Genomic DNA, 15,009 nt, shown 5'->3' on the forward strand with positions numbered 1-15,009 from the left:
CACCTGCAATACTGATAATTTATCGTAAATGTCTGGTGCAAGATAGAGTGACTGGAACGGTATATGCAAATTATTCACTGCCAGGCTTAATCCCAACTGCACCTGTTAAGCTCTGGGAAAGGAACAGCGGCTAGCTCGATGCATTGCGCCGCCGGAGCGACATGACCACGCCCGCGGCGCTCGCAAGCAGCGCCAGCAAAGTCGGCGACCAGAGGCCAAGGTGCGAGAAGATCGTCGGCGGCAACGGGCCGGGCAATGGCGCCACGAGGACGCCCTGCTTTTCCATTCCCAGGCGCTGCAATTGTCTCCCGGACGCGTCGAACAGGGCGGAGATGCCGGTATTGGCCGCGCGTGCCAGAGGCAGGCCTTCCTCCACGGCGCGCAGGCGGCTCGCGGCCAGATGCTGGCGTGGACCGCTGCTGTCGCCGAACCAGGCGTCGTTGGTGATCAGAGCGATCCAGTCGGGCCGGTCGCGCTCGTCGACGATCTGCCCCGAAAAGACGGATTCGTAACAGATGATCGGCCCGACCGGCGGCAGGTCGCGCAGATGCAGCGTCTCTGGCCCAGGGCCGCGCGAGAAACCCTGCCCCGGCAAAATCTGAAAGGGAAGCCACGCGGGCTGATATTCGCCGAACGGCACGAGGTGCCACTTGTCGTAAAATGCCTCCAGCGGACCCGGGCCCTGTACTGCCGCCATGCTGTTATAAATGCTGTCCCCGCTGCCGAAACGCAGAGTGCCGGCAAGCACGGTCACGTTCGGGCCGACCGTCTCGCTGATCGCCTGGCGCGCTCCCGCATCCGTCTGCAACAGGAAGGGCGACGCCGTCTCCGGCCAGAGCAGGACTACGGGCAGGCGCCCGCCGCTCGCTTGCCGAGCGCGCGCCACCGCGTCAGCGCTCAGGGCCAGGTAGCGCCGGAACAGGGCCAGAGCGGCTGCGCGGTCGGAGACGAATTCGGCGGCGCCGTCACCCTGGACGATGCCCACCATCGCTGCCGGCGCCGCAGGATGCGCGCTCGCCAGCCGCGCCACGCCGAGACCGGCCCAAACCAGCATCATGACGGCCGAGGCGAGGATGCCGCGCCGTCCGAGCGCCGGCAGGGACGCCGCCAGCACCACCATCAGCGTGAGGCCTAGCACGCCGATCCAGGCGGCCGGCTGGATAAGGACGGTGCCGACCAGACCCGGCAGCGCCACATCCGTGCCCCAGAGGTTCCACGGAAAGCCGGTGAACGCGAATTGCAGGCCAAGATCGGCGAGCGTCCAGGTGCCGGCGAGAACCAGGATGCGGGCGAGCCCCGGCCTTGCCCGCCATGCCAGGGCGCAGGGCACCGCGGTGAAGACGCCGACCGCCAGCGACAGGCCGGGAACCGCGAAGGGCACCAGCCACCAGAACTGCGCCGCCTCGAGCAGGATCGGCTCCGTGATCCAGTATAGCCCGGCGAGATTGAGCCCGAAGCCGAACACCAGCCCGAAGAGCGCCGCCTCACGCCCGGTGCGCGCCCGGCCGATGAGCCAAAGAAGGCCCGGCAGAGCGATCCAGAGCGCCGGAAGAATATACGTTGGAGGTAATGCGAGCGCCGAGATCAAACCCAGAAGGAGTGCTAGGATCAGAGACAGCCGCATGCTGTAGGCGGCTACAGCCGTCCCCGCCGGTTGGCAAGCGCCCTACCCCCCGCGTCCGGTCATGTCTAGCCTCAGGAACCGCTGCCGCCATGCCATCGCCACAGCCTCACCTCGTCCTGGGACTCGACGCGTCATCCAGCCGGTGCTCGGTCGTGCTCTGGTCGGAAGACCAAGGGTGTGTTCTCGCCGGTATAGAACGCGAGGGACCGACCGGCGACGCCGCGCGGCTGCCGGGCATGGTGGCGGAGTTGCTCGCCAGCCGGGGGCTCGCCGTCAAGGATCTGAGCATTGTCGCAGTTTCGGTCGGCCCCGGCAGCTTCACCGGGCTGCGGGCCAGCCTCGCCTTCGGCCAAGGGCTTGCGGCAGGCGCCGGCATCCGAGTCATCGGCGTTACTGTGGCGGAGGCGTTGGCCGTCGCTGCCCGAGGTGAAGCCGGGATCGAGGCTGGTCTTCCCCTGTGGTGCGCGCTCGACGGACGCCAAGGGCGGCTCTTTCTCCAGTGCGGTGGCGCCCCCGAGGCCTGGGAGGTGGTGAGCTTGACCGACCCGCCCCGCCCGCAGGGCCCGATTGGCCTGACCGGCGACGCGGCGGCGGCGCTCGGCTCCGTCCTGCGGGAGCGCGGTGCGGCCGCGCTCATTACCAACGCCCGGGTTTGCCACGCGCGGGAGGTGGCGATCGCGGGGGTCACGCGGGCGCAGGGGCATCTCGCGCCTTTAGCCGCGACGCCGCTCTATATCGACCCGCCCCGCGCTCTGCCGCCGAAGGGCGGCCTTCGTCCACCACCACGCGAGGCGGCGCAGGCCTCGTGACTGTCCAGCATGTCGGCCCGACCTTTGCCCCTGTGCTCGCGGCCATCCACGGTGCAGCCTTCCCGCTGGAGGGCTGGGGCGTCGGCGCCTTCCAGGTGCAACTCGAAATGCACAGCGTGCTCGGGCTGCTGGACGACCGCGGCGGCCTCGTTCTGCTTCGGGTGACGGCGGATGAGGCTGAAATCCTGACCATCGGCGTCGTCCCGTCGATGCGCCGCCAGGGTATCGCCCGCGCCTTGCTCGAAGAGAGCCTGACCCGGGCGCGCATTCTCGGCGTTCGCGCTCTCTTCCTGGAGGTGGGCGTGCGGAACCACCCGGCGCGCGCGCTCTACGAAGGGATGGGCTTCAGAGAGGTCGGCCGCCGCCGCCGCTACTACGCAAATGGCGAGGACGCCTTAATCCTCTGCGTGCGGCTTAGCCCCGCCGAGTGAGGCATACCGGCTTGCCTCCGCGCAAGACACAGGCCAGTTTCGCGACCATGCGCATTCACATTCAGAACCATCCCCGACAACCCGCCGTGTTCTCCGTCTCGCCCGACCAATGGGCCGAAGCCGCCCTCCGCGCCGGCGCCACCGGACAAGATCACAAGGTCAGTTTCGGTGCGAGCGAGGTTGAATTCGCAGCGGTCGCCGCCAGCGTTGAGGTCCTCATCGCCGGACCTGCCGCGCTCAAGCACATGCTGGCGGCCCTGCAGCCCGATTGCGCCCCAGCGCTGCGCCTTATCTTCTCCGTCGCGGCCGGCGTTGATGGCTTGGCGGGAGCGGACATGCCGCCGGTTCCCTTCGCCAACAATCGAGGAGCGCATACCGAGAAGGCGGCGGAGTTCGTGATCATGGCGCTGCTGATGCTCGCCAACGGCATGCCTGAATGCATCGAGGACCAGAAGAACCAGCATTGGGGCCAGCGTTTCACCCGCGGTCTGCGCGGCCGGCACCTCACCGTGCTAGGCCTTGGCGCCATGGGCGGGGCGGCCGCCGAACAGGCCGCGCACTTCGGCATGCGGGTGACCGGAATCCGCTCGACGCCACAGCCTCATCCTGCCTGCGAGAGGGTGGTTGGCATGGACAAACTCGACGAACTGCTGCCGGAGACGGAGTTCCTGCTGCTGTCCTGCCCCCTCACCCCGGCCACCAGGAAAATCCTGGACCGCCGCCGCATCGCCCTGCTGCCGCGCGGCGCCGGCGTCATCAACATTGGCCGTGGTCCGCTCATCGAGCAGGAGGCGCTTTGCGATGCACTCGACGCGGGCGAATTGGGCGGCGCGATCCTCGACGTCTTCGACCCGGAGCCTGTGCCACCAGACGATCGCATCTGGCGGACGCGCAACACCGTGATGACGCCGCATGTCTCGGTGGACGATGCGGTGAGCTACATCCCGCGTTCGCTGGATATCTTCTTCGCCAACCTGGCAGCCCTGCAGCGAGGCGAGCCGCTGGTGACGCCGGTCGATTTCAGCCGCGGATACTAGGGCGCTTCTTCGCCGCCGCTCCTGGGGCGGCGGCCAGCGTTCACGGGCAGTCCGGCCTACGCTCCCACCTCCAGAGGCGGATTGATAGGCGGCGGTTTGGCCATTCCGGACTCGTAGAAGCGAAAACGGCCTTTGCCCTGTGCTTTGGCATCATAGAGCGCGACATCAGCGGCCTTTGTCAGGGCCTGAAAATCCGTGCCGTTCTGCGGCGCCAGGCCGATCCCGACGCTCGCACTCACCCGGATCGTCTGGCCGTCCGCGTCGACCGGCAAGGCGACGGCCGCGATGATACGCTCGGCAACGGCCGCGGCCACCTCGGCCGTCCCTCCAGAAAGCAGGACCGCGAACTCGTCGCCGCCCATGCGGGCCGCGATGTCGATCGGGCGGATGCTCTCCCGCAGCCGCTTGGAGACGGCAATCAGCAGGGCATCACCGGCGGGATGGCCCATCGTATCGTTGACGCGTTTGAAATCGTCTAGATCGAGCCACAGCAGCGCGGCCTGCGCCTCTGCGGGACCAGCCCGTTTAAGAGCATCTTGAAGCCTGCTCTCGAAGCTGACGCGGTTTGGGAGATCGGTCAGACCGTCGTGATGCGCGCGGTGCTGGAGTTGCCCCACGAGCGCGCTGAGAAGTCTGAACGGCGTGCCGACGCCGACGTAGCAGCCATCGTCGACGACCAGGAAGTTCTCGAGCCGGGACGTCGACCGATACGCAATGGTGGCGCTGGCGAAGGTCAGCAGATCTGTCTCCGCCTCCACGATCAGCGGCGACCTATCCATGATCATGGAGATCGGGCGCCGGCTGTAGAGGGAATAGCCATACTGCGCCGCCATCGCGAGCAGGAAGGAGTCACGCTCGACAACGCCGATCGGACGCTTGCTCTCGTCCAGAACCGGCAGGACGAGCGTCTCCGGCTCAGACTGGAACCGGCTGATGACAGCGGCACCTGTCTCCTGGGCACGAACGGGATCCGTGCGCAGGATGATGTCGCGAATGGCAATCATATTTGAGCCGGACCGAGCCTGAGGCTATCCGTCCGGCGCAGCACGGCTGAGCCATCCGTACTCCGAGAGCTCAGCGACAACGCCTGAAATTGTTCCACGTGATCAAGAGCCCGATGTCCTAAGGGTCAGCCTGACGCGTGCTAACCCAAATGGCATCAGCCGAGATGCGGCTGTGTTGTCAACAGACAAGTCTGTGGCGCTTAGCGCCCGCCGGAAACCGTGATCACTGTGCCGGTCACGTAGGAGGCTGCCGGCGAGAGCAGCCAAGCCACCGCCTCGGCAATCTCCTCCGCCTCGCCGATGCGGCCCATCGGGATGCCGCCCTTCTTCGCGGCCTCGCGCATCTCGTCGGTCGCCATATCGGTCGCGGTCATCCCGGGAGCGACGCAGTTCACCCGGATCCCTTCGAGGGCGACCTCGTTGGCAAGGCCCTTGGTGAAGCTTTCGACCGCGCCTTTGCTCGCGGCATAGGGCGCCAGTCCGCTCAGCCCGCCCAGCCGTGCGGCCACGGAGGACACGTTGACGATGCCGCCGCCGCCGCCACCATGGCCGGTCGACAGCCGCCGCACCGCCTCACGCGCGCAATACATCGTACCGAGGACATTCACCGCGAAGAGCCGCTGCAGAGCCTCCGGCTCCTGCATGTCCATCCTCGCCGTCACGCCCGTGGTGCCGGCGTTGTTCACCAGTCCGCCGAGCGGACCCAGCTCCTGCTCGGCGGCGTCGAACATCTGGCAGACCTGCCTCGAATCCGACACGTCGCCTTCGATCGAGGCTGCACGGCCGCCTTCGCTGCGGATGGCCGCCACAACCCGCTCGGCAGCTTCAGGGTTGGTCGCGTAGTTGACGGCGACCGGAAAGCCGCGGTCGCCCAGCAGACGGCAGATGGCGGCGCCGATCCCGCGGCTGCCTCCGGTCACGATCACTGTTCCGAGCCTGCCCACCGCGGAGCCTCCGTAGCTTCGTTATATTTTGGCGACGTGCAGCATATTCGTGCCGCCCGACTGACGGAAGGGGATACCGGCGGTCACCACGATCTGCTCCCCAGGCTGCGCCAGCCCTTCCTGACGAGCTTCGTCGCGTGCCTCCTCAACGGCCGCCGCGAACGAATCTACCTCCTTCGCCACCACGGCGTGAACGCCCCACACCACGGCCAGCCGTCGCGCCGTCTCCGGGCGGGGCGTGAGGCCGAGGATCGGGCAGTCCGGACGCTCGCGCGCCACCCGGAGCGCCGTCATGCCGCTATCGGTGAAGGCCGCGATCAGGGGCGCCGCGATGGTGTGAGCCACCTGCCGAGCGGCGGCAGCGATGGCGTCGGCCGACGAGCCCTCGGGCTCCGGCCGTGACGCATCGGTAATATGCCGCCACCCGGCATCCTGCTCCACTCGCGCCACGATGCGGTCCATGATGTTGACCGCCTCGAAGGGGTACTGACCGGCCGCCGTCTCGGCCGAGAGCATGACGGCGTCCGCGCCGTCGAACACCGCCGTCGCAACGTCGGACGCCTCCGCGCGGGTCGGGGCCGGGGCGGTGATCATGCTCTCCAGCATCTGCGTCGCGACCACCACCGGCTTGCCCATCTGGCGCGCCGCACGGACGATGCGCTTCTGCGCCAGCGGCACCTCCTCGGGCGGCAGCTCGACGCCGAGATCGCCGCGCGCGACCATCACCGCGTCCGAGAGACGGATGATCTCGTCGAGATTGTCCAGCGCCTGGGGTTTCTCCATCTTCACCATGATCCAGGCGCGGCCGGCGGCGATCGCCTTCGCCTCGATCACGTCCTCGGGGCGCTGAACGAAGGACAGGCCGATGTAGTCCACGCCCGCGTTCAGCGCGAAGTCGAGGTCGATCCGGTCTTTCGCCGTCAGCGCCGGAATGGGCAGGATCACGTCGGGCACGTTGACGCCTTTGCGGTCGGACAGAGGCCCGCCGAAGATGACCTCGGTCTCCAGATGGTCGTCGCGCTTGTGAGTGATGCGCAGGCGCAGCTTGCCGTCGTCGAGCAGCAGATTCGTGTTGATGGCGGCGGCGGCGATGATCTCGGGGTGCGGCAGGTTGACGCGGGTAATATCGCCCGGCGTCGGGTTGAGGTCGAGCCGGAAGCGTTGGCCGGTCTGCAGATGCACCTTGCCGCCGGAGAAGCGGCCGACGCGCAGCTTCGGCCCCTGCACGTCGGCAAGGATGCCGATCGGCCGGTCGAAGCGCTTCTCGATCTCACGGATGGAGGCGATCCGCGCGGCATGGTCCTCGTGACTGCCATGGCTGAAATTGAGACGGAACACATCGGCGCCGGTCTGGAAGAGCCGCGTGATGACCTCTGTCGTCGAACTCGCCGGCCCCAGTGTCGCGATGATCTTCGTGCGACGGCGGCGGCGCAGCCGCTGTGAAGCGATCGGCGTTCGTGTGAGCGACATTCCGGACGTCCCAGCTTGAGAATGACGGGCCGATTGGCCCTCGGGACCCGCATCCGAGAATGTTATGTTCGTTCGGGCGGCGGGTGGCACCATCAGCCATGATAGCCGGCCTTAATCAACCCCCTCCACCCGCAACCAAGCCGCCAGCCGCGCCAGAAGCGCGGTGCTGTCGCCGGCGATGAAAAGGATTTTGACCCGTGCTGTTCCGCCGCTCCGGACGTGGATGTCGGAGGCACGTAGCCCCAGGGCGTCCGCCAGGAACCGGATGAGCGCCTTGTTGGCCGCGCCCTCCACCGGAGGGGCTGCGAGCCGCACGGCGAGGCACGGCCGTCCCTCCGCGTCGCCTATGATGCCGTTGAGGGCGTGGCGGTTGGCCCTCGGCGTCACCCTGACCGAGAGGCGCACGCCACCGGGTTCCGCAGCGTAAGGCTGGCCGTCGTTCACCCGCGCATCAGATCGAGCAGCGCGCGAACCGTCTCCGCCGGCGCCTCCTGAGGGATGTTGTGACCGACGCCCGGCAACATGCGCTGCTCGAACCGGGCGCTGAACCTTACGGCGTCATCCCGGTCCTCGGACGGACGGGAGACGCCGTCGTCGGCGCCGTTGAGCGAGATCGTCGGCACGGCGATCAGCGGCTGCGCGGCGAGCGCCTGTTCCGTCCGCTCCATGGCCGGATCGCCCTTCGCGTAGCCATAGCGGTGGCGGTATGAATGGACGACGACATCGACAAAATCCGGATTGTCGAACGACGCGGCGGTGCGGGCGAATGTCTCGCCGTCGAACGTCCAGGACGGCGACCAAAGCTGCCAGAGAAGCTTGGTGAAGTCGGCACGGTGCGCCTCCAGTCCAGCCCGGCCACGCTCGGTATTAAAGTAGTACTGATACCAGTTCCGGTACTCGGTCCGGGGGTCCGCCGGTAGCGCGGCGCGCGGGATGTTCTGGATATTGTAGCCATTGCCAGTGACCAGGCAGCGCGCCCGCTCGGGCCACAGAGCGGCGACGATGCAGGCCGCGCGGCCGCCCCAGTCATAACCCATCAGCGCGGCCGACGGTGTCGCAAGAGCATCGAGCAGGTCCAAGAGATCCTGCGCCAGCGCCGCCTGCTGGCCCGAGCGCGGCGTCTCGGCCGAGAGGAACCGCGTCGGGCCGTAGCCACGCAGAAAAGGCACGATGACGCGGTAGCCCGCCTGCGCCAGCGGAGGCGCAACCTCGTCGAAGCAACGCGGGTCGTAGGGGAAGCCGTGCAGTAGCACCACGGCCTCGCCCTCCTCCGGTCCATGCGCCTCGTAGGCGATCTCGAGCACGGGCGTGCGAACCGTCCGGACGGAAACCATGATGACGGTCCTCTCCTTTAACTGTGTCGCAAGTTTAGCGGCTCGATAAGAGAGCGCCAACGCGGCGCCGCTCGACACTGCCGCATCGTGGCATTACGTTACGTTATTATAACGTTTGGGGCCTTGTACATGAACCCGCAATGCCCGTGCGGCAGCGGGTTGCGGCCGCTGCGGTGTTGCTCCTGGCGGACCGGGGATCGCCCGGCGCCGGACGCCGTGCGTCACCTCCTGCCGCTCGTGGATCAGGCCGCGCAGGCGGATGCCGCAGGGGATGCCGCGACCGCTGGACAGCTGTGTCTCGACGTTCTGGAGCTGGCACCTGATTGCCTCCCGGCGCTCGGCCTGCTGTCCAATATCCGCGCCACCCAGGGCCGACCGGAGGCGGCGGAGGCGCTGCTGCGCCGGATCGTCGCCCTCGCCCCGAACAATTTTACGGCCACGCAGGATCTCGCCCTGATGTTGTTCGGCCGCGGCAGCCTGGCGGCGGCCGAGTTCCACGCCCGCAACGCCATCCGCATCGCGCCCGAGAGCCCGGTCGCCCACAATCTCATGGGCATGATCCTGACTGAAACCAACCGGCCTCAGGCCGGGGAATATCATTACCACCGCGTGCTGACGCTGACCGGCAACCGCGACCCGATCCTGCTCGCGAACCTCGGCTGGAACCTGAAGAACCAGGGACGCATGGAGGAGGCGCGCAGCCTCTACCGGGAGTCGCTCGCCGCTGCCCCGCAGATCCGGCAGACGCTCATCGGCTATGTCCGGCTGGAGGAGGCGGACCGGCGGTTCGAGGCGGCGGCGAAAACGCTCGACCTCGCTCAGGCCGCTTATCCCGCGGATCAGCAGTTGCGGCTGGCGCGCGCGGTGCTGCTCGGCCGAACGGGCGCCCGGCGCGAGGCCATCGCCCTGATCGACCGCATGGGCGAGGAGAACGACGGACAGCTCGGCCCCATCGAGTTGCTGGAGAAGGGCCGTCTGCTCGACCGGCTCGGCCGCTTCGACGACGCTTGGTCGGCCTTCGTGGAGGGCAAGCGCCTGGCGCTCGAACGCTCGGGCCAGGGCTACATGGACGAGGCGGCGGCGCGGGAGATCGACCGGCTGCGGCGCTTTTTCACGGCCTCCCGCCTCGCCCTCCTGCCGCGCGCGGGCGTCAGCGGCCACGGGCCGCAGCCGATCTTCATCCTTGGCTTTCCCCGCTCGGGCACGACGCTCGTCGAGCAGACTCTGTCCGCGCACCCGCGCATCGCCGCCGGGGACGAGTTGCCTGTCATCCATGAGATCAGCCAGATCATGGGGCGCGTGCTGGACAGCCCGCTGACCTACCCGGAGGCGCTGGCCGAGCTCTGGATGGGCGATCAGCGCGAGGGGCTGGACACGCTGCGCGACCTCTATCTGCAGAAGGTTCGCCAGCTCGGCGTGCTGCGGCCGGGGGCTGTGCGGTTCACCGACAAGATGCCGCTGAACGAGACGCATCTCGGGTTGATCGCACTCCTGTTCCCCACCGCGCCGCTGCTGCATGTGCTGCGCCATCCGCTCGACATCATGGTGTCCGCATTCTCAAACCATTTCACCCACGGCTTCTATTGCGCGAGTGCGCTGGAGACGGCCGCCCGGCACTACGCGCGCGTCGCCGACTTGGTGGCGCATTACCGCGCGGCGATGCCGTTGCGGTATCTCGCCGTCCGCTACGAGGATATCGTTTCGCAGCAGGAGGCGAAGGTCGCGGAAATGTTGAGTTTCATCGGAGAGGATTTCGATCCGGCATGTCTGACGTTTCACCGCAACGGCCGTTACGCGCGGACGGCGAGCTACGCTCAGGTGACGGAACCTTTGTATGATCATTCGGTAGGGCGTTGGCGGCACTACCGGCGGCATCTGGAGCCGGTCATGCCGATCCTGGCGCCGGTCATGGAGCGGCTGGGCTACGCGCTGGAGTAATGTGCGTCCTCGTCTGTTAAGTAATTCTGACCTGATCGATGTAAACGCAGATCGGCAAACCAGCCCCCGAACCCGCCATGGCCATACGTGATTATTCTCCTCCGGGATGCCCTGTCCTGCATGCCAGCTGTCCGCAGCTTGCGCCGGACCGGGGTCAGGGGCATCACAGCACCCGGACGCAGTCTCAGCGATCTGGTTCAGGCCGCAAGATTGCCCTTTGCGGGAGTTGCTATGCAGCGCGAGTTTATGGAGTTCGATACCGTCATAGTCGGCGCGGGTCCGGCGGGCCTTGCCGCAGCCATCCGGCTCAAACAGCTCGCCCCCGAAAGCACCGTCTGCGTCGTCGAGAAGGGCGGCGAGGTCGGCGCCCATATCCTGTCCGGCGCCGTGATCGAGCCGCGCGCGCTCGATGAGCTGCTGCCGGACTGGCGCACCGAGGAGACGCCGCTCAAGACGGCGGCGGCGGCGGATCGCTTCTACTTCCTCACCGAGACCAAGGCCTACAAGCTCCCCACGCCGCCGCAGATGCACAACCACGGCAACTATATCGTGAGCCTGGGCGATGTCGTGCGCTGGCTGGGCGCGCAGGCCGAGGCGCTTGGCGTGGAAATCTACCCGGGCTTTGCGGCGGCGGAGTTGCTGGAGGAGGATGGCCGCATCGTCGGCATCGCCACCGGGGACATGGGGATCGCCAAGACCGGCGACGCCGGTCCCAACCACCAACCGGGCATGGAGCTGCGCGCACCCTACACGCTCTTCGCGGAGGGCTGCCGGGGCAGTCTCTCGAAGCAGCTTATGGCGCGGTTCAACCTGCGGCAGGGCGTCGATCCGCAGACCTACGGCCTTGGCATCAAGGAGCTGTGGGAGATCCCCTCCGCGCGCCACAGGCCGGGCCTCATCGAGCACACCTTCGGCTGGCCGATGGACCGCCGCACCTATGGCGGGTCGTGGCTCTACCACCTTGGCAACAACCTCGTCTCCTACGGCTTCGTCATCGGGCTCGACTACAGCAACACCTGGATCTCGCCGTTCGACGAGATGCAGCGGCTGAAGACCCATCCGCATCTGCGCGCCCATTTCGAGGGCGGACGGCGGATCAGCTATGGCGCGCGCGCGCTCAGCGAGGGTGGGCTGCAATCGATCCCGCGCCTCACCTTCCCAGGTGGCGCGCTACTCGGCGATGCCGCCGGGTTCCTCAACGTGCCCAAGATCAAGGGCACCCATGCGGCAATGAAGTCCGGGATGATGGCCGCCGAAGCGGTTACCGAGGCCCGCGCCGCCGGCGCCCCTGAGCCCACCGGCTTCACGGACAGGCTGCGTGCGAGCTGGCTCCAGACGGAGCTGTCCTCTGTCCGGAACATCCGGCCGTCCTTCGCGAAGTTCGGCAACCTCGGCGGCTTCGTCTATTCGGCCATCGACACCGTGCTGCTGCGCGGGAAGGCGCCGTGGACCTTCCATCACCCGCATGCCGACAACGAGGTGCTCAAGCCCGCCGCGCAAGACCGCCAGATCGCCTACCCCAAGCCGGACGGGGCCCTGACCTTCGACCGTCTCTCCTCAGTCTTCATCAGCAACACCAACCACGAAGAGGACCAGCCGGTTCACCTCAAGCTACGCGACCCGGCACTTTGGCTGACGGAGAATTGGGAAAAGTACCAGAGCCCCGAAAGCCGCTACTGCCCGGCAGGTGTCTATGAGGCGGTTGGCGTGGCGGAGGGCAACCCCCATTTGCAGATCAACGCGCAGAACTGCGTCCACTGCAAGACCTGCGACATCAAGGACCCCAAGCAGAATATCGATTGGGCGGTGCCGGAGGGTGGCGGCGGCCCCAACTATCCCGGCGGCATGTAAGGAGCTTCGACGATGGACGACACGACGCGTATCGAGCTGGAAGCGGCGGCATTCCGGACCCTCGTTGCACACCTGCGGGAGCGGAGCGACGTGCAGAACATCGACCTGATGAACCTGGCAGGGTTCTGCCGGAATTGCCTCTCACGCTGGTACCGGGAGGCGGCGGAGGCCCGCCACATCCCGCTTCCAGACACGGAGGCTCGCGAGATCATCTACGGCATGCCCTACAAGGAGTGGCAGGCGAAGCATCAGAAAGCCGCAAGCCCCGAGCAGAAGGCGGCGTTCAGCCAAACTCCGACGAGCCACGGCACGTCCTGATCGTTTACTAGCCGCGTCCTCTCTCCGGCTTTGATCGCGTTGCCAACCAAATCTTAAGGTCCGGCGGCTAAGGTCGGCTTCGGGATAAGGCGCCATGCGCTCCATTCTGGAGGGTTGACCATGGCGAGGCGCATCTCAGAGACCGGCATACTCAATGACTGGCCCGTCGCCCGGCCGGTGACAGAGGCAGAGCTGAGCGGCACCTTCTGGAGCTTTGGCCTTTTTGGGCACCAACCGCACGCTGCATTCATGGTGCTTGCACCGAACGGCCGCGTCGGGAACTACCGGAACACAAACGAAGAGGGCTGGCTCGTGCTGCGCGGCCAGCTCGCCCTGATGTCGCACAAGGGGTTGCCAACCACGATTTTCGACCGCGCGCTAACCACGGATGGTGAGATCATTACCCTCTTGGGTCACGTCCGCTCGCCCGGCCCAAGCCTCATCCATATACTTCAGCGCGTTGCCCATCCAGCGCATCCACTGCATGCGACGCCCACAGACGCCAGTCGCGACGTGCAGTTTCTCAAGCGTCCATCACTGCCAGCACGGCCCAACCTCGTCGTTCTCCGCGCCGGCGATACGTCCCTGCACCGGAAGTGGGCGAAGGACATAGCCGACGAAGACCGGTGCTGGGATCTCTGCATCAGCTCTTATTGTTCCGATCCAGCAGCGATGCTCGATGAGGCCGATTATCTGACGCATCAGCCGCATCAGCGGAAGTTCCAGGCGATCCACGACCTGTTCTTCAAGGACAGTCCGCTATGGCAGTACGATCGGGTATGGCTGCCGGACGACGACCTCATGACAAAGTGGAGCGACATCAACCTCATGTTTCATCTGGCACGGGAGAACGATCTCGATCTTTCGCAGCCGTCGCTTCTTCCCCTCGAAGGTTGCTTCATTGCCCATGACATCACGCGGCAACAACCGGACAGCGTGGTGCGGTATGGGGAGGGTGTCGAGATCATGTGTCCGATCTTCTCGTCACGCGCATTGCGAATTTGCCGCGGGACCTTTCGCGACAGCGTGTCTGGCTTTGGGCTGGATCACATCTGGCCGTCACTGCTGGGCGGCGGCCCTAGTCGAACAGCTGTCATCGACGCGGTAGGGGTCATTCACACACGGCCATTCGGCCAGAACTACGACATTCGGTCTGCACTCGTCGAGGAGGCTGCGCTCCTCAACGCATACCAGTTCGAGGCTGAGGCCCCGCCTCTATTCTCCGCGGTGACGCCCTGACTTGCCAGCGAGGCTGAACGCTCCAAGCAGGAGTCGGTCGAAACCCGGCACATTCAACCGTTCACGAACTCGATAATGGCATCGATCGACTCCAACTGGAACGTCGCTTTTGCTCCGACCCCCGAGACGTGCTCAAGCTTCGGACGCATGATCTCCTGATCGACCTTTTTTGCCATGGCGTAGTGCTCAAACACCCGGGGAATGCCCATTCCTCCTCGATCAACCATCCGCACCTTTGCGCGGCAGTTTTTGGCCAGCAACAAAACAAAATAAGCCGAAGCCGCAAAACCTGATATTGTCTCAGCATCCGAGATGAGATGGAGAAAACTGACGTTCGTCATCAGGTTGGGGTGCACGACCGTCCATCCAAGCGAGGAAAGCCGCTGCTCAATTTCGACTTCTTGAACGACATGTCCATAATCGGCGGGCATCTTAGACCTGGACATCCAGATTTTTTTGCCGGGCAGAGGTGAGTGGAATGGAAAGACATCCAATGATGTCGACCAGAACGAGGTGTAGTATTCATCGATGACAACGGCTGGCTCAGCAATCGCAATCTCGTCGGCCAAGACGGCTTCCGACACAAAGAAGAATCGGGCGACATCGAGCCCGCACAGTCCAAATATTTCTCTCTGCCAAGGCTCCAGGTCATGAGGAACCTGCCGGTGCCAGATTATCGGGCCGTAGGATACTCTTGCGAGATACCAAAGTCTCGACAACGTTTCGATCATGAAGTGGCCGAAGTGAAAGTCGATTACGCCACCATAGGTGGAATGACCTTCCACCCGCTTGGTATGTGCTGGGAACGGAGGCTCTATGGTCTCGATTCTGCCACTGCGACGCAACCGAAAATCGGACAACGGATCGCCTACAGACGTATAAGCACCGACATTGAAACCGATAGAGTTAGTGGATGAATCTACCAGAGGCAGCACGACCTCACGATACACCATCACCCGCGCCGCATCTCCCGGGCGGTCTGACCGGACACTACTCATCTAGCAATCGCT

General features: G+C 65.8%; 14 protein-coding genes. 7 read left to right on the top strand and 7 right to left on the bottom strand.

All coding sequences use genetic code 11. From position 1 onward, the window contains the following. Nucleotides 1-130: 130 nt before the first annotated feature. Nucleotides 131-1,624, bottom strand: a complete 1,494-nt coding sequence (gene lnt, locus ACOEQ1_RS12560; protein ID WP_419759591.1) for an apolipoprotein N-acyltransferase — start codon at nt 1,622-1,624, stop codon at nt 131-133. An 89-nt stretch (nt 1,625-1,713) separates the two neighbouring features. Here lnt and tsaB point away from each other — a divergent pair, with 89 nt between their 5' ends. Genes tsaB through ACOEQ1_RS12575 form a run of 3 tightly spaced genes read left to right on the top strand, consistent with a single transcriptional unit; the run spans nt 1,714 to nt 3,901 of the window. Further along, entirely contained in the window at nt 1,714-2,433 is a 720-nt protein-coding gene (gene tsaB / locus ACOEQ1_RS12565) for a tRNA (adenosine(37)-N6)-threonylcarbamoyltransferase complex dimerization subunit type 1 TsaB (RefSeq protein WP_419759592.1), read from the top strand. Next, nucleotides 2,430-2,864 (top strand): GNAT family N-acetyltransferase, encoded by a 435-nt coding sequence (locus tag ACOEQ1_RS12570; RefSeq protein ID WP_419759593.1) that lies wholly within the window; start codon nt 2,430-2,432, stop codon nt 2,862-2,864. The genes tsaB and ACOEQ1_RS12570 overlap by 4 nt, the downstream gene beginning before the upstream one ends. A gap of 47 nt (nt 2,865-2,911) precedes the next feature. Next, nucleotides 2,912-3,901 (top strand): NAD(P)-dependent oxidoreductase, encoded by a 990-nt coding sequence (locus tag ACOEQ1_RS12575; protein ID WP_419759594.1) that lies wholly within the window; start codon nt 2,912-2,914, stop codon nt 3,899-3,901. Nucleotides 3,902-3,957: 56 nt separating this feature from the next. On the opposite strand, the gene ACOEQ1_RS12580 is transcribed toward ACOEQ1_RS12575, so the two are convergent. The 5 genes from ACOEQ1_RS12580 to ACOEQ1_RS12600 form a co-directional block, all read right to left on the bottom strand. After that, on the bottom strand, nt 3,958-4,905 hold the full coding sequence (locus tag ACOEQ1_RS12580; RefSeq protein WP_419759595.1) for a diguanylate cyclase domain-containing protein: 948 nt from the start codon (nt 4,903-4,905) through the stop codon (nt 3,958-3,960). A gap of 200 nt (nt 4,906-5,105) precedes the next feature. Beyond that, nucleotides 5,106-5,825, bottom strand: coding sequence for an SDR family oxidoreductase (locus tag ACOEQ1_RS12585; protein WP_419759596.1), 720 nt, complete (start codon nt 5,823-5,825; stop codon nt 5,106-5,108). A gap of 45 nt (nt 5,826-5,870) precedes the next feature. Continuing rightward, nucleotides 5,871-7,319 carry a pyruvate kinase gene (gene pyk / locus ACOEQ1_RS12590; protein WP_419759597.1) on the bottom strand — a complete coding sequence of 483 codons (1,449 nt, stop codon included), beginning with the start codon at nt 7,317-7,319 and terminating at the stop codon, nt 5,871-5,873. A 111-nt stretch (nt 7,320-7,430) separates the two neighbouring features. Then, nucleotides 7,431-7,763: a DUF167 domain-containing protein gene (locus ACOEQ1_RS12595; protein ID WP_419759598.1), complete on the bottom strand. Its 333-nt coding sequence runs from the start codon at nt 7,761-7,763 to the stop codon at nt 7,431-7,433. Continuing rightward, nucleotides 7,760-8,653, bottom strand: coding sequence for an alpha/beta fold hydrolase (locus tag ACOEQ1_RS12600; protein WP_419759599.1), 894 nt, complete (start codon nt 8,651-8,653; stop codon nt 7,760-7,762). The genes ACOEQ1_RS12595 and ACOEQ1_RS12600 overlap by 4 nt, the downstream gene beginning before the upstream one ends. A 216-nt stretch (nt 8,654-8,869) precedes the next feature. Here ACOEQ1_RS12600 and ACOEQ1_RS12605 point away from each other — a divergent pair, with 216 nt between their 5' ends. From ACOEQ1_RS12605 to ACOEQ1_RS12620, 4 genes are all read left to right on the top strand, one after another. Continuing rightward, on the top strand, nt 8,870-10,591 hold the full coding sequence (locus tag ACOEQ1_RS12605; protein WP_419759600.1) for a tetratricopeptide repeat-containing sulfotransferase family protein: 1,722 nt from the start codon (nt 8,870-8,872) through the stop codon (nt 10,589-10,591). A gap of 231 nt (nt 10,592-10,822) precedes the next feature. Beyond that, a complete protein-coding gene (locus ACOEQ1_RS12610) occupies nt 10,823-12,442 on the top strand; it encodes a 4Fe-4S dicluster domain-containing protein (RefSeq protein ID WP_419759601.1) in 1,620 nt (539 codons plus the stop codon). Between the two features lie 12 nt (nt 12,443-12,454). Next, nucleotides 12,455-12,760, top strand: a complete 306-nt coding sequence (locus ACOEQ1_RS12615; RefSeq protein ID WP_419759602.1) for a DUF1244 domain-containing protein — start codon at nt 12,455-12,457, stop codon at nt 12,758-12,760. Nucleotides 12,761-12,880: 120 nt separating this feature from the next. Then, nucleotides 12,881-13,999 (top strand): hypothetical protein, encoded by a 1,119-nt coding sequence (locus ACOEQ1_RS12620; RefSeq protein WP_419759603.1) that lies wholly within the window; start codon nt 12,881-12,883, stop codon nt 13,997-13,999. 53 nt (nt 14,000-14,052) lie between these two features. Here ACOEQ1_RS12620 and ACOEQ1_RS12625 read toward each other — a convergent pair whose 3' ends face one another. Then, nucleotides 14,053-14,997: a glycosyltransferase 61 family protein gene (locus ACOEQ1_RS12625; RefSeq protein WP_419759604.1), complete on the bottom strand. Its 945-nt coding sequence runs from the start codon at nt 14,995-14,997 to the stop codon at nt 14,053-14,055. Nucleotides 14,998-15,009 lie beyond the last annotated feature (12 nt).

The sequence above is a fragment of the Acidisoma sp. genome (genome assembly GCF_965199065.1).
Classification (GTDB): domain Bacteria; phylum Pseudomonadota; class Alphaproteobacteria; order Acetobacterales; family Acetobacteraceae; genus Acidisoma.

Bases quoted from the DNA above. Each gene is read 5' to 3' on its own strand.
- ACOEQ1_RS12580 (WP_419759595.1), bottom strand. From the start codon at position 4,905: ATGATTGCCATTCGCGACATCATCCTGCGCACGGATCCCGTTCGTGCC.
- ACOEQ1_RS12620 (WP_419759603.1), top strand. From the start codon at position 12,881: ATGGCGAGGCGCATCTCAGAGACCGGCATACTCAATGACTGGCCCGTC.
- ACOEQ1_RS12625 (WP_419759604.1), bottom strand. From the start codon at position 14,997: ATGAGTAGTGTCCGGTCAGACCGCCCGGGAGATGCGGCGCGGGTGATG.
- tsaB (WP_419759592.1), top strand. From the start codon at position 1,714: ATGCCATCGCCACAGCCTCACCTCGTCCTGGGACTCGACGCGTCATCC.
- ACOEQ1_RS12615 (WP_419759602.1), top strand. From the start codon at position 12,455: ATGGACGACACGACGCGTATCGAGCTGGAAGCGGCGGCATTCCGGACC.
- lnt (WP_419759591.1), bottom strand. From the start codon at position 1,624: ATGCGGCTGTCTCTGATCCTAGCACTCCTTCTGGGTTTGATCTCGGCG.
- ACOEQ1_RS12600 (WP_419759599.1), bottom strand. From the start codon at position 8,653: ATGGTTTCCGTCCGGACGGTTCGCACGCCCGTGCTCGAGATCGCCTAC.
- pyk (WP_419759597.1), bottom strand. From the start codon at position 7,319: ATGTCGCTCACACGAACGCCGATCGCTTCACAGCGGCTGCGCCGCCGC.
- ACOEQ1_RS12610 (WP_419759601.1), top strand. From the start codon at position 10,823: ATGCAGCGCGAGTTTATGGAGTTCGATACCGTCATAGTCGGCGCGGGT.
- ACOEQ1_RS12575 (WP_419759594.1), top strand. From the start codon at position 2,912: ATGCGCATTCACATTCAGAACCATCCCCGACAACCCGCCGTGTTCTCC.